At 70.6% G+C, this 19890-nt stretch carries 24 protein-coding genes; 10 read left to right on the top strand and 14 right to left on the bottom strand.

Annotated features, from left to right (window positions below):
- Nucleotides 1-15 precede the first annotated feature (15 nt).
- The 14 genes from AB4070_RS15260 to AB4070_RS15195 form a co-directional block, all read right to left on the bottom strand.
- Nucleotides 16-1506, bottom strand: coding sequence for a flagellar hook-length control protein FliK (locus AB4070_RS15260; RefSeq protein WP_441980840.1), 1491 nt, complete (start codon nucleotides 1504-1506; stop codon nucleotides 16-18).
- Nucleotides 1503-1940, bottom strand: coding sequence for a hypothetical protein (locus tag AB4070_RS15255; protein ID WP_441980839.1), 438 nt, complete (start codon nucleotides 1938-1940; stop codon nucleotides 1503-1505). Before AB4070_RS15255 ends, AB4070_RS15260 begins: the two co-directional genes overlap by 4 nt.
- Nucleotides 1937-3232 (bottom strand): FliI/YscN family ATPase, encoded by a 1296-nt coding sequence (locus AB4070_RS15250; protein ID WP_441980838.1) that lies wholly within the window; start codon nucleotides 3230-3232, stop codon nucleotides 1937-1939. Before AB4070_RS15250 ends, AB4070_RS15255 begins: the two co-directional genes overlap by 4 nt.
- Complete coding sequence (locus tag AB4070_RS15245) at nucleotides 3229-3834, bottom strand: FliH/SctL family protein (RefSeq protein WP_441980837.1); 606 nt, start codon at nucleotides 3832-3834, stop codon at nucleotides 3229-3231. Before AB4070_RS15245 ends, AB4070_RS15250 begins: the two co-directional genes overlap by 4 nt.
- A complete protein-coding gene (gene fliG / locus AB4070_RS15240; protein ID WP_441980836.1) occupies nucleotides 3824-4828 on the bottom strand; it encodes a flagellar motor switch protein FliG in 1005 nt (334 codons plus the stop codon). Before fliG ends, AB4070_RS15245 begins: the two co-directional genes overlap by 11 nt.
- The gene (gene fliF / locus AB4070_RS15235; RefSeq protein ID WP_441980835.1) at nucleotides 4825-6447 is read right to left on the bottom strand and encodes a flagellar basal-body MS-ring/collar protein FliF; all 1623 of its coding nucleotides are present in this window, start codon (nucleotides 6445-6447) and stop codon (nucleotides 4825-4827) included. The genes fliG and fliF overlap by 4 nt, the downstream gene beginning before the upstream one ends.
- A complete protein-coding gene (gene fliE, locus AB4070_RS15230; RefSeq protein ID WP_046747397.1) occupies nucleotides 6447-6752 on the bottom strand; it encodes a flagellar hook-basal body complex protein FliE in 306 nt (101 codons plus the stop codon). The genes fliF and fliE overlap by 1 nt, the downstream gene beginning before the upstream one ends.
- Nucleotides 6752-7144 carry a flagellar basal body rod protein FlgC gene (locus AB4070_RS15225; protein WP_021198933.1) on the bottom strand — a complete coding sequence of 131 codons (393 nt, stop codon included), beginning with the start codon at nucleotides 7142-7144 and terminating at the stop codon, nucleotides 6752-6754. The genes fliE and AB4070_RS15225 overlap by 1 nt, the downstream gene beginning before the upstream one ends.
- Nucleotides 7141-7482 carry a flagellar basal body rod protein FlgB gene (locus tag AB4070_RS15220; RefSeq protein ID WP_441980834.1) on the bottom strand — a complete coding sequence of 114 codons (342 nt, stop codon included), beginning with the start codon at nucleotides 7480-7482 and terminating at the stop codon, nucleotides 7141-7143. Before AB4070_RS15220 ends, AB4070_RS15225 begins: the two co-directional genes overlap by 4 nt.
- Nucleotides 7483-7595: 113 nt before the next feature.
- The gene (locus tag AB4070_RS15215) at nucleotides 7596-7892 is read right to left on the bottom strand and encodes a hypothetical protein (protein WP_061015743.1); all 297 of its coding nucleotides are present in this window, start codon (nucleotides 7890-7892) and stop codon (nucleotides 7596-7598) included.
- Complete coding sequence (fliS, locus tag AB4070_RS15210) at nucleotides 7889-8275, bottom strand: flagellar export chaperone FliS (protein WP_441980833.1); 387 nt, start codon at nucleotides 8273-8275, stop codon at nucleotides 7889-7891. Before fliS ends, AB4070_RS15215 begins: the two co-directional genes overlap by 4 nt.
- 2 nt (nucleotides 8276-8277) lie before the next feature.
- Nucleotides 8278-9666 (bottom strand): flagellar filament capping protein FliD, encoded by a 1389-nt coding sequence (fliD, locus tag AB4070_RS15205; protein WP_441980832.1) that lies wholly within the window; start codon nucleotides 9664-9666, stop codon nucleotides 8278-8280.
- A 69-nt stretch (nucleotides 9667-9735) separates the two neighbouring features.
- Entirely contained in the window at nucleotides 9736-10566 is an 831-nt protein-coding gene (locus AB4070_RS15200) for a flagellin N-terminal helical domain-containing protein (RefSeq protein ID WP_441980831.1), read from the bottom strand.
- Nucleotides 10567-10675: 109 nt separating this feature from the next.
- Entirely contained in the window at nucleotides 10676-11476 is an 801-nt protein-coding gene (locus AB4070_RS15195) for a sigma-70 family RNA polymerase sigma factor (RefSeq protein WP_441980830.1), read from the bottom strand.
- 196 nt (nucleotides 11477-11672) lie between these two features.
- On the opposite strand from AB4070_RS15195, the gene flgN reads away from it, so the two are divergent.
- Genes flgN through AB4070_RS15145 form a run of 10 tightly spaced genes read left to right on the top strand, consistent with a single transcriptional unit; the run spans nucleotide 11673 to nucleotide 19886 of the window.
- The gene (gene flgN / locus AB4070_RS15190) at nucleotides 11673-12155 is read left to right on the top strand and encodes a flagellar export chaperone FlgN (protein WP_045263725.1); all 483 of its coding nucleotides are present in this window, start codon (nucleotides 11673-11675) and stop codon (nucleotides 12153-12155) included.
- Nucleotides 12156-12168: 13 nt separating this feature from the next.
- Entirely contained in the window at nucleotides 12169-13578 is a 1410-nt protein-coding gene (gene flgK / locus AB4070_RS15185; RefSeq protein WP_046747405.1) for a flagellar hook-associated protein FlgK, read from the top strand.
- A gap of 13 nt (nucleotides 13579-13591) precedes the next feature.
- Nucleotides 13592-14473: a flagellar hook-associated protein FlgL gene (gene flgL / locus AB4070_RS15180; RefSeq protein ID WP_058632719.1), complete on the top strand. Its 882-nt coding sequence runs from the start codon at nucleotides 13592-13594 to the stop codon at nucleotides 14471-14473.
- Nucleotides 14470-14841: a flagellar assembly protein FliW gene (locus tag AB4070_RS15175; RefSeq protein WP_282847291.1), complete on the top strand. Its 372-nt coding sequence runs from the start codon at nucleotides 14470-14472 to the stop codon at nucleotides 14839-14841. The genes flgL and AB4070_RS15175 overlap by 4 nt, the downstream gene beginning before the upstream one ends.
- Nucleotides 14842-14901: 60 nt before the next feature.
- A complete protein-coding gene (gene tsaB / locus AB4070_RS15170) occupies nucleotides 14902-15540 on the top strand; it encodes a tRNA (adenosine(37)-N6)-threonylcarbamoyltransferase complex dimerization subunit type 1 TsaB (protein WP_441980829.1) in 639 nt (212 codons plus the stop codon).
- The gene (gene rimI / locus AB4070_RS15165; RefSeq protein WP_441980828.1) at nucleotides 15537-16025 is read left to right on the top strand and encodes a ribosomal protein S18-alanine N-acetyltransferase; all 489 of its coding nucleotides are present in this window, start codon (nucleotides 15537-15539) and stop codon (nucleotides 16023-16025) included. Before tsaB ends, rimI begins: the two co-directional genes overlap by 4 nt.
- Complete coding sequence (gene tsaD / locus AB4070_RS15160; protein WP_378875808.1) at nucleotides 16022-17089, top strand: tRNA (adenosine(37)-N6)-threonylcarbamoyltransferase complex transferase subunit TsaD; 1068 nt, start codon at nucleotides 16022-16024, stop codon at nucleotides 17087-17089. Before rimI ends, tsaD begins: the two co-directional genes overlap by 4 nt.
- The gene (locus tag AB4070_RS15155; RefSeq protein ID WP_441980827.1) at nucleotides 17086-17577 is read left to right on the top strand and encodes a hypothetical protein; all 492 of its coding nucleotides are present in this window, start codon (nucleotides 17086-17088) and stop codon (nucleotides 17575-17577) included. Before tsaD ends, AB4070_RS15155 begins: the two co-directional genes overlap by 4 nt.
- 4 nt (nucleotides 17578-17581) lie before the next feature.
- Entirely contained in the window at nucleotides 17582-18685 is a 1104-nt protein-coding gene (locus AB4070_RS15150; protein ID WP_441980826.1) for a hypothetical protein, read from the top strand.
- A complete protein-coding gene (locus AB4070_RS15145; protein ID WP_441980825.1) occupies nucleotides 18669-19886 on the top strand; it encodes a hypothetical protein in 1218 nt (405 codons plus the stop codon). Before AB4070_RS15150 ends, AB4070_RS15145 begins: the two co-directional genes overlap by 17 nt.
- Nucleotides 19887-19890: the final 4 nt, after the last annotated feature.

Genomic DNA, 19890 nt, shown 5'->3' with positions numbered 1-19890 from the left:
TGGGTTCCTCTCGGATCAGGCGAAGATGTCGATGCCGCCGTGCGGCGAAGTCAGCGGGGATGTCGGGTCGACGGATAAAGGGTGATCCGCGGAAGATGCGTCTCCCGGCACTGCGGTTCCGGTCGTCCCATCACGGCCGTTCGGTGTTCCCGGTCCCGGCCGACCCTGGTCCGCCCCCGCGGTGTGCGAAGCGCCACCGGCTGCCCCGCCACCGGCTGCCCCGCCACCGGCTGCACCGCCGCCGGGGCTCTGCGGGTTCGAGGCGGCGGGTCCGTCGTCCGAGGTCGACAGCAGGAGGGACGCATGCGGCGCCGCGGCGGCGAGGTCGCGACGGAGGTCGACGAGGATCGCGCGCAGCGCCTCCCTGCCGAGGTCGTTCGGCGCGTGCAGCTCGATGTGGATCGCGCCCCCGGAGATGTGGGCGCGCACCGTCACGGGACCGAGGTTCTCGGGCGACACGGTCAATGTGAGGCTGTGGTCGCCGTCCGGCGCCTGCGCGAGCGCGACGACGGGGGTCGCGATCTGGGTGAACAGCGCGGGACGGGCTGTGGCGACGACGCTCGGAGCCGCCGCAGCGGACACGGGCGCCGTGGGGGTCGCGCCCCCGATCGCCGGGGTCGCGGTGGACGACTCACCGGTGTCCAGTGGGACCGAATGCGCTGGGGTCGCCGACGGGCCGGGCGGCGCGACCGGGGCCGTGGGCTCCGACGCCGGATCCGATGGGACGATCGTCTGATCCTCCGTGCCGGTGGCTCCGCGGGCGTCCGCTCCCTGGCTTCCGGCGCCGTGGAGGGCCGAGGCGGTCGAGATCGCTGACGCGGCAGCACCGGTGGTCCCCGACGCCGAAGCCGAGGTTGAGGTCGTGGTGAGACGATCCGTCTCCGACGATGCCACCGCCGTCGCGTCGGCCGACATCCTCATGGCCGCCGGTCCGCCGAGCGGCGGCGACGGCAATGCCCTGCCGGTCTCGAGACCTGGAGCGGCGGCGACCGTTCCCGCGAGGGACGGTGGTGAGCCGATCGCGATCACGCCCTCTGCCCCTTCACCCACGGCAGCGCCGCCGAACGCACCCGTCGAAGCGGTGCCTCCCGGGGTGTGAGCCGTCGGTGGTGTCCCCGTCGGATCTCCGACGCCGAGCACGGTCTCCTCGGTGGGAGTGGGAGTCCCCGACTCCGCTGCGGGCAGGGCCGGGCTGGGGTCGGTCAGCGGGGAGCCGGTCGGGACGGGGGCGGGCAGGGCGATGCTGGGCGGAACCGGACCGGAGGGCAGGGGTGGAGCCGCAGGGTCGGATGGCGCGGGGTGAGCTGTCGCGAGGTCGGGAGACGAATCGTCGGCGGGTGCGCCCGCCGCAGTGTCAGCCGCCCGATCGTCGGTGGTGCGCGAGGCATCGAGGATCACATCGGCGAAGGCCGCGGCTCCGGGGGTGGACTGCCGGGCATCGGCGGGCGATCCCGCAGCACGGTGCACCCGCGGGGTGAGCATGTCGACGATGCCGAGAGACGTCATGCGTGGTCCTCCGTGGTCGTGTTGCTCGCGCTCGTGCGCGAACCGATCTCGTCGAGCTCCGTCTGCTCGGCGTGCAGCTCCGCGGTCCGCATCCGCAGGGCGTGCGCTTCGGCGAGCCGGTCGAGTCCGCGCATCGCCCTCCGCGCTTGGGCGTGCTCGGTCCTCGCCTCGTCCACCGTCTGCCTCTGCAGCTCGGACAGCGTCGTCAGGTCGACCAGCAGGGTCCGACCGGCGACGCGAGCGGCCGCGAGCGCGGCGAGGGAGCGGACGTCGACTGCTTCGCTTCCGACTCCGGACAGATGTGCGCGGAGGGATCGATCGCGCGCCTCCGTGTGCTGCGCGTCGATCACGGCGCGCGAGAGGCGCTGGGCCGCTGCGCGTTCCTGGATCTCCCTGACCCGCAGCAGACCGGCGAGCGAGAACGACCGCGTCATGACACTCCTCCGAACGATGCCACGAGGTCGTCCAGGCGACGCCAGGATTCCTCGATCTCACAGGTCTCGTCGAGGGGCTGCGTGAGGAAGGCGCTGATCTCCTTCTCATGGGCGATCGCGGCGTCGATGCGGGCATCCGCGCCGGGTTGGTACGCGCCGATGTCGATGAGGTCGTTCGCACGCCGGCGGGCGGCCAGCACGGCGCGGAGCGTCGCCGCGTGCGCCCTGCGCTCGGGGGCCGTGACCTTGCCGGCGACCCGCGACACCGATCCGAGCACGTCGATCGCGGGGTGGTGTCCTGACAGCGCGAGCGCCCGGTCGAGCACGACATGGCCGTCGAGGATCGACCGCACCGTGTCGGCGATCGGCTCGTTGTGGTCGTCGCCGTCGACGAGCACCGTGTAGATGCCGGTGATGGAACCGCGCGTGTCCGTGCCTGCCCGCTCGAGCAGACCGGCGAGGAGGGAGAACGTGGAGGGCGGGTATCCGCGGGTAGCCGGAGGCTCCCCGGCCGAGAGCCCGATCTCGCGCTGCGCCATGGCCACGCGCGTGAGCGAGTCCATCATGAGGATGGCGTGTGCGCCGTCGTCGCGGAAGGCCTCGGCGATCCTGGTGGCGGTGTACGCGGCGCGGATGCGCGCCATCGCCGGCTGGTCCGAGGTCGAGACCACCACGACGGAGCGGGCCAGTCCCTCAGGCCCGAGGTCGTCTTCGATGAACTCGCGCACCTCGCGACCGCGCTCGCCGACCAGCGCGATCACCGTGACCTCTGCTTCGGTGCCGCGCGCGACCATCGACAGCAGCGACGACTTGCCCACACCGGAACCCGCGAAGAGCCCGACGCGCTGACCGCGTCCGACGCTGACGAGCGTGTCAAGCGCCCGTACACCGAGCGGAAGGGGCGAGTCGATCCGGTCGCGGCCCATGATGGAGGGCGGAGCATGGTCGAGGCTCACCGGCACAGCACCGGTCAGCGGACCCTTCCCGTCGATCGGGCGGCCCAGACCGTCGAGGACGCGTCCGAGAAGCGCCGCTCCTGTCGGCACACGCAGGGCTCCTCCGCGAGCGCGCACAGGGGCTCCCACCGTGAGGCCGGCGACGGGGGCGAGTGGCATGCAGCGCAGTCCGCCCTCGCTGATCGCGACGACCTCGGCATCGACACCGTCCAGCGTCACGACGTCGCCGACGGCCCCGTCGAGGCCACGCACCTGCACGCTGAGGCCGCGCACCTGCGAGACCTCGCCGATGCGCTCGGGTCGAACCGCCTCGCGCACCGCGCCCCAGACGCTCACGGGGCGTGCTCCGTGAGGGCGCGACGGGCGCGCTCGAGCGCGCTTCCGATCCGGGCGTCGATGTGGCCGTGAGCCAGGGTGGCGACGGCATCTCCCCGGTGGAGCGTGTCGTCGGCGACGAGGGCGATGCCGGCGGGCTCCGCGGCGGACGTCTGCAGGGTCGCGAGGTCATCCGGGTTCAGGCGCACCTCGCGGATCGCTTCGGGGCCCGCGCCGGTCATCGCGCGTCGGAGGGCGGCGGCCGCAGACGCCCCTGGCTCGGAGAGCTCCGCGACCAGGATCAGTTCCGCGAGCTCGATCGCGCAGCGCAGCACCTGGTCCTCACCGGCGGCGGTGAGCTCCCGTTCCCGGTCTCCCAGGGATCGCGCAGCGGCGTGGAGCGCGGCGACCGCGGTCTCGATCCGCTGGGCCTGGACCGCGTCGCTCACTGCGCGCGCCTCGTCCGCCGCGCGCTGCTCCGCCTCGGCCTCCGCGCGGCCGGCGCGGAACCCTTCCGCATGACCATCGGCGTAGCCGCGCGTGCGGGCGGTCACGTACTGCTCCCCGTTCTCGCGTCCGTCGAGACGCGGGAACAGCACAGGTGCGAAGGCCTCAGTAGACATATTCGTCCTCGTCGGCGCGCTGCACCGTGATGTCGCCGGCGGCCTCGAGCGCGCGGATCGTGCGCACGATCTCCGCCCTGGCCTCCTCCACCTGCGAGACGCGAACGGGACCGAGCGTGCGGGCCTCCTCGTCGAGGTTCTCCCTGTTGCGCTCGGAGACGTTGCGACGGATGAGGTCGGCGATCGGCTGGTGTGCGCCCTTGAGCGCCAGGGCGAGCGAGCGGATGTCCATGCCCCGCAGCACGCGCTGGGTGTCGCGGTCGTCCAGCTTGACGATGTCGGCGAAGGTGAACATGCGCGAGCGGATGTCCTCGGCCAGCGCGCTGTCCCTGTCTTCGATGCTCGCCAGCAGCGCCTTCTCCACCGTGGCGCCGGAACGGGCGATGATCTCGACGAGGGGCTCGACGCCGCCGAGCACCTCAGGGGTGTCGCGCGCCGCGAACGTGCCGGTCCGCGCCTTGAGGGCATCCGCCACGATCGCGATCGCCTCCTGAGATGCGGTACCCATCGTCGCGATCGCGTGGGCGACGTCGGTGCGTGTGGGGTCGGGGAGCGTGGCGAGCACGGCGGCAGCGCGGTCCGTGGGCAGATGGGCGAGCACCAGGGCGACGGTCTGGGGCAGTTCGCCGTCGAGCAGCGTCGCGAGCTGAGCCGGGTCTGCGGATCCGAGGAACTCGAAGGACGAGTTCATCGACGACGATCCGACTCTGCCCAGCACGGCGGCCGCGCGTTCGGCGCCGAACGTCGCCTCCAGGAGTCCCGCTGCGATGTCCCGCCCTCCGCGAGCGGGTGGCAGGTGGCCCGACGCGATGCGGTGGAACTGGCCGAGCGCCTGAGCGGTGGTCGCCGCGTCCAGGTTCTGCAGGTCGATGATCTCGGCTGCGACGGCCTCGGCCTCCGCTTCGGACAGATGCTTCATCACCTCGATCGCCTGGGCGCGATCGAGGTTCATCAGGACGACGGCCGCTGTCTGCCGATCGGTCAGTCCGGTCATGCCTGCTGCCTGTCGTCGATGAGGGTCCGCAGCAGGTCAGCTGTGCGCTTCGGGTCCTGCCGCGTGAGGGAGTCGATCTCCGCGCGCCGGCGTTCGAGGCTCACCTGCGCGGGCTCGGGGTCGGGCTCCGGCTCGGGGTCCGGCGTCGTCTCGAGGAACGCCAGCGGCGTGGTCGGCGCCTGATCGATCGCGGCGGTCGCGCCCGCGTCGAGAGCGGAGAGTGCGGGCGGACGCGCGCCGAAGAGCTCCTCGAACTCGGTGTCGGCCCCGCGGCGTCGGCGAGCACGCATGATGAGGGCGGCGAGACCGGCGAGCAGCGGGATGGCGATGGCGGCCGCGATGATGACGGTGTTCAGCAGCGAGGCCTGGCGCTCGGCGCCCTCCGCATCCTTCGCCGCCTGGAGCGCCGCCTGCGCCGCCTCGGAGCTGGTCTGGTTGAAGGCGACGAGCTCGACGGCGATCGAGTCGCCACGGTCGGTGTCGATCCCTGCGGCGGTCTCGACGAGGTCGCTCAGCTGCGCGGTGCTCAGGTCGCCGCCCGCACCGGCATCGACGGCCACGGAGACCGACTGGCGCAGCAGCGAGCCTGCGGGTGTCGAGGTGCTCTGCGTGCTCTTGTTGACCGCGTTCGTCTTCGAGGTCTCCGTCGACTCGGAGGTGCCGTCGCCGCCGGCCGAGGGGACCGCGATGTTGTCGGGTCCCAGCACGCCGGCGTTCGAGCTCGAGCCGTTCTGCGTGTCCGTCCTGGTCTGCTCGGTCAACGGCGGTGCGCCCTCGGCGGGGGTGTAGGTCTCCTCGACGCGCTCGTTGACGGAGTGGTCGATCTCGGCGACCACGGTCACCTTGGCGTTGCCGGGGCCGACGACCGTGTCGAGCATCTGCTGCACGTTCGCGGTCACACGTGCTTCGTAGTCGCTGGCCTGCTGGTCGATGCCGCCGGTGGTGCCGACGCCGGCGGCCGAGAGGGTCTGACCGCTCTGATCCACCACGGCCACGTTCTCCGGCTTCATGCCGCTGACCGCAGCGGAGGTCAGATGCACGATCGCCTCGACCTGCTTCGGGGAGAGGGTCGAGTTGCCGGAGGTCTCCACGAACACGGAAGCCGTGGGGTCGACGGTCTCGGAGACGAACACGCTCTCCTCGGGGATGGCGAGCTGCACCGACGCGGCCGTCACGCCCTTGATCGAGGAGATGGTGGCGGCGAGCTCGCCTTCGATCGCGCGCTTGAAGGTCACCGACTGCTGGAACTCGCTCGTGGTGACGCCCATCTTGTCCAGCAGCGAGTACCCGCCGGAGCTCGCACCGGGAAGTCCGGCCGAGGCGGCCGCGAGACGCTGGTCGTAGACATCCTTCTCGGGCACGAGCACCGTCGCTCCGCCGTCCGCCAGTTCGTACGGCACCGACGACGAGCGCAACTGCTCGACCACGGCGTTCGCGTCGGAGGCGCTCATGCCGGAGAACAGCGGGGTGTAGGTCGGGCGGGTGAGCCAGCTGGAGAGCGCGACGATGCCGAGGGCGAGCACGGCGACGCCGATGATCGCGATCGTGCGCTGCGCGAGCGAGAAGCCTGCGATCACGCGCCCGATCCGCTGGAACACGTTGGTGACGGCCTGGGGCATCAGGCTTGCATCCGCATGATCTCGTTGAACGCGTCGACGCCCTTGTTGCGCACGGCGGCGACGAGCTCGAGGGTGACGGCGGCCCTCGACGACGCGATCATCGCCGAGTGGATGTCATCGAGGTCTCCGGTCACCGCGGCGACCTTGAGCTTGTCCGACTCCGACTGCAACGTGCGCAGCTCGTCGATGGCGCCGGTGACACTGTTCGCGAACGCCGTGTCGTCGGTGGCCTTCGCGGGGGCGACGGCGGGAGGGGCGAGCGTGAAACTCGAGGAGATGGCTTCGATGCCGGGGAGTGCGGCCATCAGCTGCGTCCGATCTGCAGGGCGGATTCGTAGGAGTTGCGGGCGCGGTCGACGATGGCGGCGCTCGCCTGGTAGCCGCGCTGCGCGAGGATCAGCTGGCTCATCTGGTCGCCGAGGTCGATGTCGGGGTAGCGCACATAGCCGTCTGCGTCCGCGAGCGGGTGGTCGGGCTGGTGCACCAGACGTCCCTGGGCACTGCCCTGGGCGGTGCCGGCGACGTACACGCCGGGGGACTGGTCGCTCGTCTGGGCGAGGATGTACCGTGCGCGGAATGCAGCACCGTTGCTGGGAGCGGCGGTGTTGATGTTGGCGATGTTGTCGCTGATGGCGTCGAGCCACTTGCGGTGCACGGTCAGGCCGGTGCCGGCGATGCCGATCGCGTCGAAGGTCATGAGGTCCTCATCGCGGTGCGCATCGATGTGAACGAGCCGTTCACGGCCTGCGTGGCGAACTGGTAGCGCAGCATCGTGTCGATGCTGGAGAGGGTCTCGGTATCGAGGTTGACGTTGTTGCCGTTCAAGCGCGTGGGCTCGAGCGAGGTGCCGACCATCGCCCCGACCCGTCCATCACCCGCATCGATCGAGCGGGCGAGCGCCTGTTCGAACTGCACGCGCTTTGCGTGATAGTTCGGGGTGTTGATGTTGGCGATGTTGTCGGAGATCGCGCGCTGGCGCTGCGCGAGGCCGTCGAGCGCGCTCGTCAGCGCGTTCATGGTCACAGAATCGAACACGAAACCGGCTCCCCGTGTGTGGCTGGTATGGCCGATCCATGGCCGAGAATTGCGAGCCATCCGTGCTCTCCCTGCTCTATCGGCAGGGTTCTCCACGACGTTAGGGAGTGATCTCACCCATCGACGTCGAGGTATGCAGGCTCCTCCGGTCGACGGGTGCTGGGGATGCGGCTCACGGCGCCGAGATGCCGACGCATGCCGTCGAGGTCGGAGCGGGCACGGTCCATCGCCGACCGCTGGAGGTCGATCACCCGCCGGGCGCGGTCAGCGAGCTCGGCGGGAAGCGGCGTGCTCGGCGGCGTCCACGGGGCGAGGTCGGCGTCGGCAGCGGCACCGGGCGCGGCGTCGAGGATCTGCTCGGCCTCCTGCTCGAGTCGGTCGAGCAGTGCGGTCCACTCTTCCCCGCTCACGCCCGCGCCTCGGCGACCGTGCGAGCGGCCTCGTGCCAGGCGTCACGCAGCGGCGCGACGATCTCGTGGCACGCGTGCGTGCGTTCCGGGTCGCGGCCGATGTTGGCGCCGATGAGCGTCTGCGACAGGAAGACGTACAGCGACCGCAGTCCGGCGCTGCCGTTCCAGTCGTCGGTCAGCGAGGACGACAGCTCGGAGACGATCGCCTGGGCGTGCTGCAGCTGGGCGTTCGCCTCGGTCCAATCCTGTGCGCGCTGGGCCATCTCCCCGCGCTCGATGTCGAGGAGCAGGCGGTCGTAGAGCATGGTCACCAGACGCTCGGGCGGCGCCGACAGCACGGCGTCATCACGGTAGCGCTGCTGGGCGCGGAGCGCGGCGTTCATGCTCACTTCCCCGAGTTGGAGCTCGAGCCCGGGAGGGCGGCGATCTGCGAGGTCAGGTACGACGACTGCGACTGCAGCTGCGAGAGCATCACCTCGAGGCGCGCGTAGGTGCGCTCGAGGGTGGTCTTGCGCTGCGCGAGGCGGACGTCCCAGCGTTCCATCTGCTCGCCGAGTCCCTTGACCTCGCTCTCCTGGCCCGTGATCCGCGTGGTGAGCAGTCCCTCGTACTTGTCCGAGTACACCTTCGCGGTGTCCTGCACCCGCGAGGCGATATCGGAGAACAGTCCTGCGACGGCGTCCGGGTCCTTCGCGAGGGCCTCGGCGAACTTCTCCTCATCGAAGCTCATCACGCCGTACATGTCGCTCGAGATGCCGATCGACGAAGGGGAGACACCGTTCACGGGGTGCTGCACCGCATCGGCGAGGGCCGTGCGCAGTCCCCGGACCGCGCTGTCGCCGGTGAAGACGCCCAAGGTGGTCTTGTCGCCCTGCTTGGCGGCGATGGTCGCTTTCGAGCCGTTGTCGATGCGCGTCAGGATGTCCTTGACGGCGGCGATGAACTCGGCGGAGGCCTTGGTGCGCGCAGCGGTGTCGACGGCGACGCCGATGGTGACGGGTGCAGCAGAGGCCGCGGAGACGGTCACGTCCACCCCGTCGAACAGATCGGTGAAGGTGTTGCTCGACGAGGTCAGCACCTGCTCAGCGCTCGTGCCGGCCCATAGGCGCACCTGGGCATCGGCACCGACGTCGATGACGGCCGCTCCTGCTTCGGTGGAGATGTCGGAGGCGGTGCCGGCCGCGACCGCGGCGGTGTCTCCGCGGTAGGCGCGGAACTGGCCGGCTTCTCCCGAGTCGGCGGCCCGCAGCTGCAGACGGTGCATCGGGTTGCCGTCGGCGTCGCGTCCGGCGGGGACGGCCGCGGCGACGATGCCGAAGCCCGCTTCGTTCACCGCACGGGCGACATCCTGCATCGACGTGGAGTCTGCGGTGACCTGCACGCGCTCGCCCTTGGCGTTCTCGAGGGTGATCACCGGCGGGTCGACGGGCCACCCGGCGGTGGCAGCGGAGACGATCGTGTGGTTCTTGGCGACCTTGTCGACGACGATGTCGGCGGAGAGGGGCGCGGCGCCCTCGCGGGTGGCGACGGTGACCGTCGGAGAGGAGGACGAGGTGGTGAAGCGGGCGAGTCCGTCGCGGGTCGCGGCCTTCTCGGCCGCCGTGGCGAGGTTCTGCACCGCCGTGTTCAGGGTGCGCAGCTGGGTGACGACGCCGTTCTTGTCATCCATCTTCGCCTTGAGCAGCGAACGGGGGATGGAGGCGACATCCATCAGCGCCTTGATGACCTCGGTGGTCTTCAGGCCGGAGACGAGGCCGTCGAGCGAGAGGGACATGGTCGCCTTTCCTGTTGAGGAGCGGACAGGGTCCGGACGCCGGTGGGCGTCCGGACCCTATGACGTGGTTCAGCGCAGGAGCTGGAGCACGCCCTGGTTGGCCTGGTTGGCCTGTGCCAGCATCGCCGTACCTGCCTGGGACAGGATGTTCTTCGACGTGAACTTGACCATCTCGGACGCCATGTCGGTGTCGCGGATCCGGCTCTCGGCGGCGGAGAGGTTCTCTGCCGACACGTTGAGGCTGTTGATGGTCGACTCGAAGCGGTTCTGCAGCGCACCGTAGCCGGCGCGTGCGGTCGAGACCGCCTGGATCTGCGTGTCGATACCCGCCAGCGCGGCACCGTACGTCGCGGCGTCCGTCATGGTCCCCGCGAGCGTCTTGATGTCGGCACCGAGGGTGGCGAAGTCGGTCAGGGCGACCGAGATCTGGTCCTCGGCGGCGACGGAGCCCGCACCGACCTGGAACGTCAGCGTGTCGCCGCCCGAGAGCAGCTTGATGCCGTTGAAGTTCGTGCTGCCGGCGATCCGGGTGAGCTCATCACCGAGGGTGTTGATCTCCTTCTGGATCGCGTCGCGCGACTTCGCGTTGTTCGAGTCGTTCGCACCCTGAGCGGTCAGGTCGCGAACGCGCTGCAGGATCGAGTGGACCTCGGTCAGGGCGCCTTCAGCGGTCTGGATGACCGAGATGCCGTCCTGGGCGTTGCGTGCCGCGACGTTCAGGCCGTTGACCTGCGAACGCAGGCCCTCGGAGATCGCGAGGCCTGCAGCGTCGTCGGCCGCGCGGTTGATGCGGAAGCCGCTGGACAGCTTCTCGAGCGACTTCGACAGGTCGTTCTGGGTGTTGGACAGGTTGCGGTAGGCGTTGAGTGCCGACACGTTCGTGCTGATCTGCATACCCATAAGGGTTCTCCTCCGTGAATGGTGTTGTGCGGGAGACCATCCGTGGTCTCCCGGTCACACCTATCGGCGGAGGTTCCCGGCGCGTTAGCCGGGCCGGCGGGGAATCCGCTCAGGCGGTCGCCGATTCGCGGAAAACCCCGGCGATCCGGGAACCTGCGGCGTCCGCGATCCTGGCGAAGTAGGCATCGCGGGCCGCGGGGGAGACCCGCGTGGTCGCTGCCGGTGTCGACCCCTCTGCGTAGTAGCGGTCCAGGGCGTCACGCAGAAGCCGGATCGCTTCCGAGCGCTGCTGCGACACCGCGGAGTGCGTCACCCCCAGCTCCTCGGCGATCTCCTTGACGGGGCGTTCGTCGAAGTAGACCGCCTGCACGATCCGCCGCATGCGCTCAGGCAGAGCGATGACCGCCTGCTCGAGCACCTCGCGCCGTTCTCCCACCAGCGCCGATTCCTCGGGGAGGGGGATGTCTGCGGTGACGTCACGGGCGGCGGGGTCGTCGAGAGTGGTCAGCATCCTGGCGGCGTCGCCGAGTGCTTCGATCACCATGTCCTTCGCGACACCCATCGCGGTGGCGACCTCGGCGACCGTCGCGGTGCGGCCGAGCCCGGCGGTCAGCGCCTCGCGGACGGCGACGGTCTCCTTGATGCGTTTGCGGATGCCGCGGGAGGCCCAGTCCATCGAGCGCATCTCATCGGCGAAAGCGCCGAGGATGCGTCGGCGGGCATAGGCCCCGAAGGGAACGCCGAGTTCCGGATCGAACGCTTCGGCAGCTGTCACGAGCGCGAGCGCTCCGACGGCCGCGAGCTCGTCGCGGGGGATGTGGGTGGCGCGGGCATGGGTCTCGGCGGCGAGGTATCCGACCAGGGGGAGGTTGCTCTCGATGAGCAGATTGCGCTCAGCGCGCGACGACATGGGGGATGATCCACCTCTCTGGATGCACTCCGAAAGATCCGAGGAGATGAACAGATGCACATATCACACGTCTTGTGATTTGTACATGGGGAGAACTATCCATCGCCGTTCCACATAGTAACGTTAGGCAGACGCTGGCCGATAGTGACCTTTGGCCGCGTTGTCAGGCGGGGCGATCACTGGGGAAAAGGGGATCATGGGAGCCAACGAACTATCGATACAGCTGTGGCGAGAGCGCGAGCTGCTCGAGATGCTGCTGTTCAAGCTCGATGAGCAGCAGCTGCTTCTCGCCGCCGGGCGGTCCCAGTGGATCCAGTTTGCCGCACGGGAGATCGATCAGGTGCTCGATCGACTGCGCGGCGCGAGCCTCGCCCGCACCGTCGAGGTCGCCACCGTCGCCGAGGAGTGGGGGGCTCCCGAGGCGTCGACGATCCGCGAGCTGATCGAGCACGCGCCGGAAGGGGCGTGGCAGGAGGTGTTCGCCGACCATCTGCGAGCCCTTTCGAAGCTCGCGGCCGAGGTCGAGCAGCTGCGCGACGCCAACGCCGAGCAGCTCAGCGGAGTGCTCCGCGCGACGCAGGAGACGATCGCCGCGCTCGGGCACGACACGGGCGAGTACACGACCAAGGGTGACCGCGCGCGCGACGATGCCGCGCGGATCATCGACACCGAGATGTGACCGAGAGGGGATCATGTCGACCTTCAGCGGATTGAACACGGCGGCCAGCGGACTGGCGGCTGCCCGACGCGGCATGGACGTGGTCGGGCAGAACATCGCCAATCAGAAGACGGAGGGGTACACGCGGCAGCGCGTGACCACCTCGGCCGTCGCGGCCATCGCGCAGACCGGACGGTTCAGCGTCGGCGCCCTCCCGGGCCACGGCGTCTCTATCGACGGCGTCGCACGCCTGGGCGACGCCCTGCTCGACGCCAGGGTGCGCGACGCCCTCGGCGCTTCGGGGTACTGGTCGACCAGGGCGGTGGCCGCGACCACGGTCGAGGCATCGCTGGCCGAGCCCACGGCGAACGGACTCGCCGCCCGGCTGTCCAAGTTCTGGTCCGGCTGGCAGGACCTCGCGAACACGCCGGACTCCGGCGCGGCGGCTTCCAGCATCCTGGAGTCGGCGAAGGAGCTCGCCTCGCACATCGCCGGCGGGTACCGGAACGTCGCGACCCAGTGGAGCAACGCGCGCGACTCCGCCGACCGCACGGTCTCCCAGGTGAATGCCACCGCCGACCAGATCGCGGTCCTCAACGGAGAGATCCGCGATGCACTCGCCTCCGGCCGCTCGGCGAACGAGCTCATGGACCAGCGCAGCGTCCTGGCGCAGAACGTGGCCAGGATGTCCGGCGCGGCGGCGACCATCGAGAGTGACGGCACGATGACCGTGCGGCTGGGCGGCAACGCGCTGGTGTCCGGCTCCGACTCACGCCATCTGGTGCTGACCGGGCCCGCCTCGATCGACTCGGGGCAGCGGTTCAGCCTCTCGTGGGCGTCCGCGCCCGACCTGCCCGTGTCGATCGACGGCGGCGAGCTCGGCGCCTCGCTTTCGGTGCTGGCTCCGGCCTCCGAAGGTGGCATGCTCGCCGGGCTCGCGGCGACGTACGACAAGGTCGCCACGACGCTGGCCGACGCCATGAACGCTCAGCACAGGGCGGGGGTGACCTCCACCGGTCAGGCCGGGGGAGACTTCTTCACCGTGCCGACGACGGGCTCCGCCGCACTGGGCCTGACCGTCGCCGTCGGCTCGGCCTCCGAACTCGCCCTCGCGGCGCCCGGTGCCGGTGCCCTGGACGCGACCAATGCCGACCTGATCTCCCAGATCGGTCGGAGCGCAGGCTCTCCTGACGCCGTCTGGTCCGATCAGGTCACCCGGTTCGGGGTCGCGACCGCTGCCGACGTGCAGCGCGCGAAGCTCTCCGACTCCGCAGCGGTCGCCGCTGTCGGAGCTCAGCAGTCGGTCGCCGCGGTCGACGGCGACGAGGAGACCATCAGCCTGCTCACCTACCAGACCGCCTATCAGGCCGCCGCCCGCGTGATGACAGCGGTGGATGAGGCGCTCGACGTCCTGATCAACCGCACCGGCCTCGTCGGACGCTGAGCGAAGGAGCACCGTGATCTCTCGAGTGACGTCATCCGCCATGACGCAGACGGCGATGCGCCAGCTGCAGTCCAACCTCTCCGAGCTGGCGCGTCTGCAGGAGCAGGCGACATCCCAGCGCGCCTTCGCCGCACCGTCCGACGACCCGGCGGCCGCGGCCACGGCACTGGCGCTTCACGCCGAGCAGCGTCGCACCGAGCAGTATGCGCGCAACATCGACGACGGCCTCGCCTGGGTCACCGCTGCCGACACGGCCATCACGGCGAGCACCGCCCTGCTCGCGCGCGTGCGTGATCTGACGGCCCAGGGTGCGAACGACGGAGCGCTGGACGCGACGGCCAAGGAGGCGCTGGCGGTCGAGCTCGAAGGCATCCGCAAGGAGATGCTGTCCCAGGCGAACACGCGACTGCTCGGCCGTTCCGTGTTCGCGGGGACGTCCGACACGGCCGCCTTCGCCGCTGACTACAGTCACAGCGGGGTGCCGGGAGCGGAAGTCACCCGTCGGGTCTCCGACGCCGCCTCGGTGCGCGTCGACACCGACGGCGCTGCGGTCTTCGGCACCGGAGACGACTCCGTCTTCGCGCTCGTGGACAAGATCGTGGCCGACCTCCGCTCCGGCACGAACGTCGGGCCCCGGCTCGGCGAGATCGACAGTCGACGCACCGCCATGCTCGGAGTGCAGGGCTCGGTGGGAACCAGGCAGTCCCAGATCGAACGCGCCAAGGAGGCGGCAGTGCAGAATTCCGTGTCCCTCGAGTCCCGCAGGACGGCGGTGGAGGACGTCGACTCGATCGAGGTGCTCGTGCGTCTGCAGGCGCAGGAGCTCGTGTACCGTTCGGCGCTCGCCGTCAACGCGCGAGTGCTGCAGCCGTCGCTCATGGACTTCCTGCGATGACCGCCGTACTGACGTTCATCGCCCCGCCTCCCGGACTCGCTCCCCATGTGGACTTCGCACTCGCCCCCGTCGACGGGTCCGACGGGTTGTTCTCGCTGCGGGCGGTCGACGATGCGGAACTGCGCCTGTTCCTGGTCGATCCCCGCACGGTGCTGAGCGACTATGCGCCGACGCTCAGCGATGAGCAGGCGGACGGCCTCGCTCTCGGCTCTCCCGACGACGCGCTGGTGCTGGTGGTCGCCCATCCCTCGTCCGAGGGTGTGAGCGTGAACCTCCTCGCCCCCGTGGTCGTGAACCAGACCACCGGGGCCGCCGCGCAGGTGATCCTGGAAGATCAGGACTACCCCCTGCGCGCGCCGCTCGGCTGACCCGGGGTGCGCGGGTCGGGTCGGCAGCCCTCCGCAGAGGACGGCGGCTAATCTGGAGTCGTGATCCTTGCCGTCGATACCTCCCTGGGCACTGCTGTCGCCCTCATCGATGCCGACGGGGAACGACGTGCCGAAGCGGCTGCCGTCGACCCGCTCGGCCATGCCGAGGTCATCGGAGACCTGCTCGTGCGCGTTCTCAGCGAGGCAGGCGGGGCTTCCGGCGAGGCGGGCGACACAGAGATCACGCACGTGATCACCGGCATGGGACCAGGCCCGTTCACCGGCTTGCGCATCGGAATCGCCGCCGCGCGCGCCTTCGCCCTCGGTCGCGACCTCCCCGTCATCCCCGTCCCGAGCCACCTCGCCGCAGCCCTCACCGCCCTGGACACCGAGACCGCGCCCTTCGCGATCGTGACCGACGCGCGTCGACGCGAGGTCGCCATCACCGTGTTCGACGGTCTCGACGACGACGGCATCCCCGCTGTGGTCGCCGACACCGTGCTCGTCCGAGCGGCCGACGCCGATGCCCACCTCGACGGCATCCGGCGCATCGATGTGTCGACGCTGTCCGCGACGGACCTCGCACGGGTCGGGGCGCGGGCTCTCGCGGCCGGTCGCACGCTCGCCGGGGAGGAGCCCCTGTACATGCGGCACCCCGATGTGACGCTCCCCGGTGCGCCGAAGAAGGTGGGCACATGACCCTTCGAGACGCCACAGCAGATGACCTCGACGCGATCATGGCGATCGAGAACAGGTCCTTCCCGACCGATGCCTGGAGTTCGGAGACCATGGCCGCCGAGCTCGTCAGCCCGCACGGCCGGTATCTGGTCGACGAGCACGACGGTGCGGTGATCGGCTATGGCGGGGTACGGGCACTGCTCGGCAGCGCCGACGCCGACATCCAGACCATCGCGCTGCTCGCCGAACACCGGGGACACGGTCGAGGACGCGCCCTGTTGCGCGCTCTGCTCGCCGCGGCGGCGGAGCGTGGTGCGCGAGAGGTCTTCCTGGAGGTCAGGGCCGACAACCCCTCCGCGGAGGGGCTGTACCGTGCCGAGGGCTTCGAGGAGATCGCCCGCCGCCCGCACTACTATCAGCCGGACGGCGTCGACGCGATCGTGATGCGACTGCACCTGCGGCGCCATGCGGCGCCTTCCACGACGGCCGGGGAGGCGAAGGCATGAGCGAGCCGCTGGTTCTGGGCATCGAGACGAGCTGCGACGAGACGGGCATCGGCATCGTGCGAGGGCGCACCCTGCTGTCGAACACCATCGCCTCGAGCATGGATGAGCACGCCCGCTACGGCGGCGTCGTCCCCGAGGTCGCCGCGCGGGCGCACCTCGAGGCGCTGCAGCCCTCCATCGACGCCGCGCTCGCCGAAGCAGGGGTGGGCCTCGCCGACCTCGACGCCGTCGCGGTCACGAGCGGGCCAGGGCTCGCCGGTGCGCTGATGGTCGGTGTCGGCGCCGCGAAGGGACTCGCCGTCTCGATCGACAAGCCTCTGTACGCGGTGAACCACCTGGTGGGGCACATCGCGGCCGACATCCTCACGGCCGACTCCGCGCCGCTCGAGTACCCGACGATCGCCCTGCTCGTCTCGGGCGGGCACACCTCACTGCTGCACGTGCGAGACCTCACCACCGACGTCGAGCTGCTGGGGGAGACGATGGACGACGCCGCAGGCGAGGCCTTCGACAAGGTCGCCCGGCTGTTGTCGCTCCCGTACCCCGGAGGCCCGGAGATCGATCGGGCGGCGGCGACGGGCGACCCGCATGCGATCCGGTTCCCCCGCGGACTGTCGCGGGCCTCCGACCTGGCGAAGCACAGGTACGACTTCTCGTTCTCTGGGCTCAAGACGGCGGTCGCCCGCTGGATCGAGCGCTGCGAGGCCGAGGGGATCGACGTGCCCGTCGCCGACGTCGCCGCGAGCTTCCGCGAGGCCGTCGTCGACGTGCTGGTCACGAAGGCCCTCGCCGCGTGCTCCGATCTCGGCGTCCCGCGACTGCTGCTCGGTGGTGGAGTCATCGCGAACCGACGGCTTCGCGATGTCGCGCTCGAGCGCGCCGAAGCCGCGGGCGTCACCGTGCGCATCCCCCCGCTCTCGCTCTGCACCGACAACGGGGCGATGATCGCGGCACTCGCCGCCGAGCTCATCTCTTCCGGACGTCCGCCGTCGACGCTCGCCTTCGGGGCGGATTCGACGCTTCCCGTGACGGAGATCCAGGTCGCGGAGGCGGTGCCGGCATGAGCGCCGCCCCCGACGCTCCCGACGCGGAGTCGGCCCCGCCCCCGAGGCCGGCCGCTCGCATCGAGCGCCCCAGCGACGAGGTGGAGCACCCCGCGGGAACCGCCCGCCTTCCCGGCGCTCGGCGCGACGGCTACACCCGCCTGCCCACGGGCCCGGTGGGCATCGAACCGGTCGTCGTGACGGGACCGGACATCGACGCCCCCGAGGAGACGGAGTGGGAGCCGTCCACGGGGTCCGTGTCGATCGACGACACCCGACTGGCGCCGTGGGCGCTGGTGGCCGCGATCGTGGCGCTCGGAGCGTCGTTCTTCGTGGGGTGGGGGATTCCGGTCGCAGTGGTGGCGGTCATCGCGGCGATCATGTCATTGCGTCGCCCGGTGGAGAACCGAGCGATCGCGCGCTGGGCGCTCGTGCTCGGGCTCTGCGCGACCGTCTACAGCCTGGGCTGGCTGGTCTGGGCCGGCATGCAGTTCGAGCGGCTCGGCTGACCCGATGCCGGATGCGGCCGAGCTCGCCGAGCTGCGCTCCCTGCAGGCGCGGGCGTACGGTCGTGATGCGTCGCTCACCGCGGCCGAAGCGCTGCGACTGCGCGACCTGGAGCGGCGGGGTGCCGAGCCGACGCCCGTGGTCGCGGCTCCGCCCATCGGAGCTCCTGTCGAAACCCCGACGCCGGGGACAGGGAACCAGGAACCTCGGACGGAGGACCTGCCGGGTTCGGTCGACGGCGAGGCGACGACGAGCGGCATGGACCCGGGAGACCCCGGCGGCTCCGGACGGCCACCGGCCAGGTCACGGCTGCGCACGCGCTGGCTTCCGCTCGCAGCTGCCGTCGCGACGCTGGTGCTGGTCGGTGTCGGGCTCGGATGGGCGCTGTCCGGTGGGTCCGCGCCCGCCACGGTGGCCCTGAGTTCGGAGCAGCAGGAATGGCAGAGCGCCCTGCTCGCCAGCGGGAACTACGACCGGGGCTCGCTGCGCGCGCTCGCCGTCGAGGAAGGTGCGGTCATCTGGGTGGCGACCAGGGATGCCGCCGCGATCACCTGCCTGCTCGTGGCGACCTCGCCGTCTGCACTGCCCAGCTGCGAGCGCACCGAGACGGTCGGCAAGACGGGACTTTTCGGCGCGGTCACGCTCGAGTCGAAGGCGGAGACCCGCCGCGAGCTCAACGTGCAGATGGTGTTCACCGCCTCCGGTGTGCCCGCTGTCGCCGCGAACGTGGCGGAGTTCGGACCGGGCACCACCAACGGGATGACCTGGGCGAATGCCGACGAGGCGGAGAAGGCCACGCGCATCGCGGATCAGGGGTTTCAGATCAACTCGCTGTGGGTCGTCGGCTATGACGGCGATGTGCCGGTGTGGACCGGCATGGAGCTCGACGGCTTCCAGACCTGCTTGATCTACGACGGCTCGGACGTGGCGTTCCCCCGGGTGTGCGCCGATGCGCTCACGATGCAGGAGCAGAGCGCAACCCTCGTGCTGAACGTGGTGGACGACACCAGCGGTGAGGTCGTCCGCCTGGAGCTTCCGACCGCCAGCAACGGGCACTCCTCTCTGATGATCACTCGCGAAGGAGGTGCTGACGGTGCTGCCGGAGACTGAGGCCGACGAGCTGCGACAGCTCCAGCGCCGCGCGTACGGCCGCGAGGGCGTCGCGACCGAGCCGGAGCTGCGTCGGTTGCGTGAGCTCGAGGATGCACGGCGGGCGTCGGAGACATCCTCGTCGCCCGTGCCCTCGTCGCCCGTGCCCTCGAGACCCGCCCCCTCGACTCCCACCCCCTCGGCTCCCGCACCGGAGGAGGACTTCCGGCCCGCGCTGCCCGAACCCGCGGAGGACGTCACCGCAGCGGCAGCGTCGGCCGCCGGTGCAGGGACCGAACCGCTCCTCGACACCGACGTGCCGCGCCGGTGGGAGGTCCTCGCCCGGACGCTGCGTCGGTTCCCCGTGCTGGCGCCCGTCGTCTCGATCCTGCTGCTGGCGGCAGGAGTGGGCATCGGCTGGGCGGTGTTCGCGCCGCCATCCCAGGAGGTCGCGCTGGCGCCGGTGCAGCAGGAACGCCGCGAGGCGCTCGCCGCAGCCGACTTCGATCCCGGTTCGGTCGTGCCCCTCGCGCGAGAGGGGGATGCGCTGGCCTGGTACGCGACCCGTGAGGAGGCCGGCATCCGGTGCCTGATCCTCGACGTCGGCGCGCAGTCGCAGTCGACCTGCCTCCCGGTCGACAGCATCGGGCGCGGCCTGAACGCGACGATCCCGGTCCCCGTGGAGGAGAACAGCGACACCCCTCGCGGAATGGAGGCCGTGAGCGCCTCGATGCTCCTCTCGACGACGGGGGAGCCGATCGTCACCCTGCAGCGCTGGCCGATGACGTCTTCGTCGCCCGCGCAGTTCGCGGGTGCGGAGCGGTCGCGCGCGGAGGAGCTGGCCGACGAGGGGTTCGTCTCCTCCCTCGAGATCGTCGGTTCCTTCCGCACCTTGCCGGTGTGGACCGGGGACCGCGTGTCGGATCTGGACACCGTCGAGAAGTGCCTCATCGTCGATGCCGTCGATGCGATGACCTGCGCCCCCTCCACCGCAGCGGTCGAGTCCGGACTCGAGACGCGCGTCGACCGCGTCGACGATGCGAACGGTGCGCTCATCGGCACCTCGACTCTCGAGGCCAGGTTCACGAGGTGGCAGACGCCCTACCTCGTCATCACCGAGGCATCGCCTGGCAGGGGAGGCCCGGGCGAGATCGTCCGGGTCGAGGCCCCACCCGGTGATCCCATCGTGGTCGAACCTCCGGGCCGCGATCCGGACGGCTGAGCAG

Source organism: Microbacterium sp. 2RAF4, from assembly GCF_052115285.1.
GTDB lineage: Bacteria > Actinomycetota > Actinomycetes > Actinomycetales > Microbacteriaceae > Microbacterium > Microbacterium oxydans.
This window is presented reverse-complemented; position numbering and strand designations above follow the sequence as displayed.

Coding starts and splice junctions, on each gene's coding strand:
- AB4070_RS15195 (WP_441980830.1), bottom strand. CDS start 11,476: ATGTCGTCGCGCGCTGAGCGCAATCTGCTCATCGAGAGCAACCTCCCC.
- fliF (WP_441980835.1), bottom strand. CDS start 6,447: ATGCCCCAGGCCGTCACCAACGTGTTCCAGCGGATCGGGCGCGTGATC.
- flgN (WP_045263725.1), top strand. CDS start 11,673: ATGGGAGCCAACGAACTATCGATACAGCTGTGGCGAGAGCGCGAGCTG.
- fliG (WP_441980836.1), bottom strand. CDS start 4,828: ATGACCGGACTGACCGATCGGCAGACAGCGGCCGTCGTCCTGATGAAC.
- AB4070_RS15200 (WP_441980831.1), bottom strand. CDS start 10,566: ATGGGTATGCAGATCAGCACGAACGTGTCGGCACTCAACGCCTACCGC.
- fliD (WP_441980832.1), bottom strand. CDS start 9,666: ATGTCCCTCTCGCTCGACGGCCTCGTCTCCGGCCTGAAGACCACCGAG.
- rimI (WP_441980828.1), top strand. CDS start 15,537: ATGACCCTTCGAGACGCCACAGCAGATGACCTCGACGCGATCATGGCG.
- flgK (WP_046747405.1), top strand. CDS start 12,169: ATGTCGACCTTCAGCGGATTGAACACGGCGGCCAGCGGACTGGCGGCT.
- fliE (WP_046747397.1), bottom strand. CDS start 6,752: ATGGCCGCACTCCCCGGCATCGAAGCCATCTCCTCGAGTTTCACGCTC.
- AB4070_RS15245 (WP_441980837.1), bottom strand. CDS start 3,834: ATGTCTACTGAGGCCTTCGCACCTGTGCTGTTCCCGCGTCTCGACGGA.
- AB4070_RS15175 (WP_282847291.1), top strand. CDS start 14,470: ATGACCGCCGTACTGACGTTCATCGCCCCGCCTCCCGGACTCGCTCCC.
- AB4070_RS15260 (WP_441980840.1), bottom strand. CDS start 1,506: ATGACGTCTCTCGGCATCGTCGACATGCTCACCCCGCGGGTGCACCGT.
- AB4070_RS15155 (WP_441980827.1), top strand. CDS start 17,086: ATGAGCGCCGCCCCCGACGCTCCCGACGCGGAGTCGGCCCCGCCCCCG.
- AB4070_RS15255 (WP_441980839.1), bottom strand. CDS start 1,940: ATGACGCGGTCGTTCTCGCTCGCCGGTCTGCTGCGGGTCAGGGAGATC.
- AB4070_RS15225 (WP_021198933.1), bottom strand. CDS start 7,144: ATGACCTTCGACGCGATCGGCATCGCCGGCACCGGCCTGACCGTGCAC.
- tsaD (WP_378875808.1), top strand. CDS start 16,022: ATGAGCGAGCCGCTGGTTCTGGGCATCGAGACGAGCTGCGACGAGACG.
- fliS (WP_441980833.1), bottom strand. CDS start 8,275: ATGAACGCCGCGCTCCGCGCCCAGCAGCGCTACCGTGATGACGCCGTG.
- AB4070_RS15150 (WP_441980826.1), top strand. CDS start 17,582: ATGCCGGATGCGGCCGAGCTCGCCGAGCTGCGCTCCCTGCAGGCGCGG.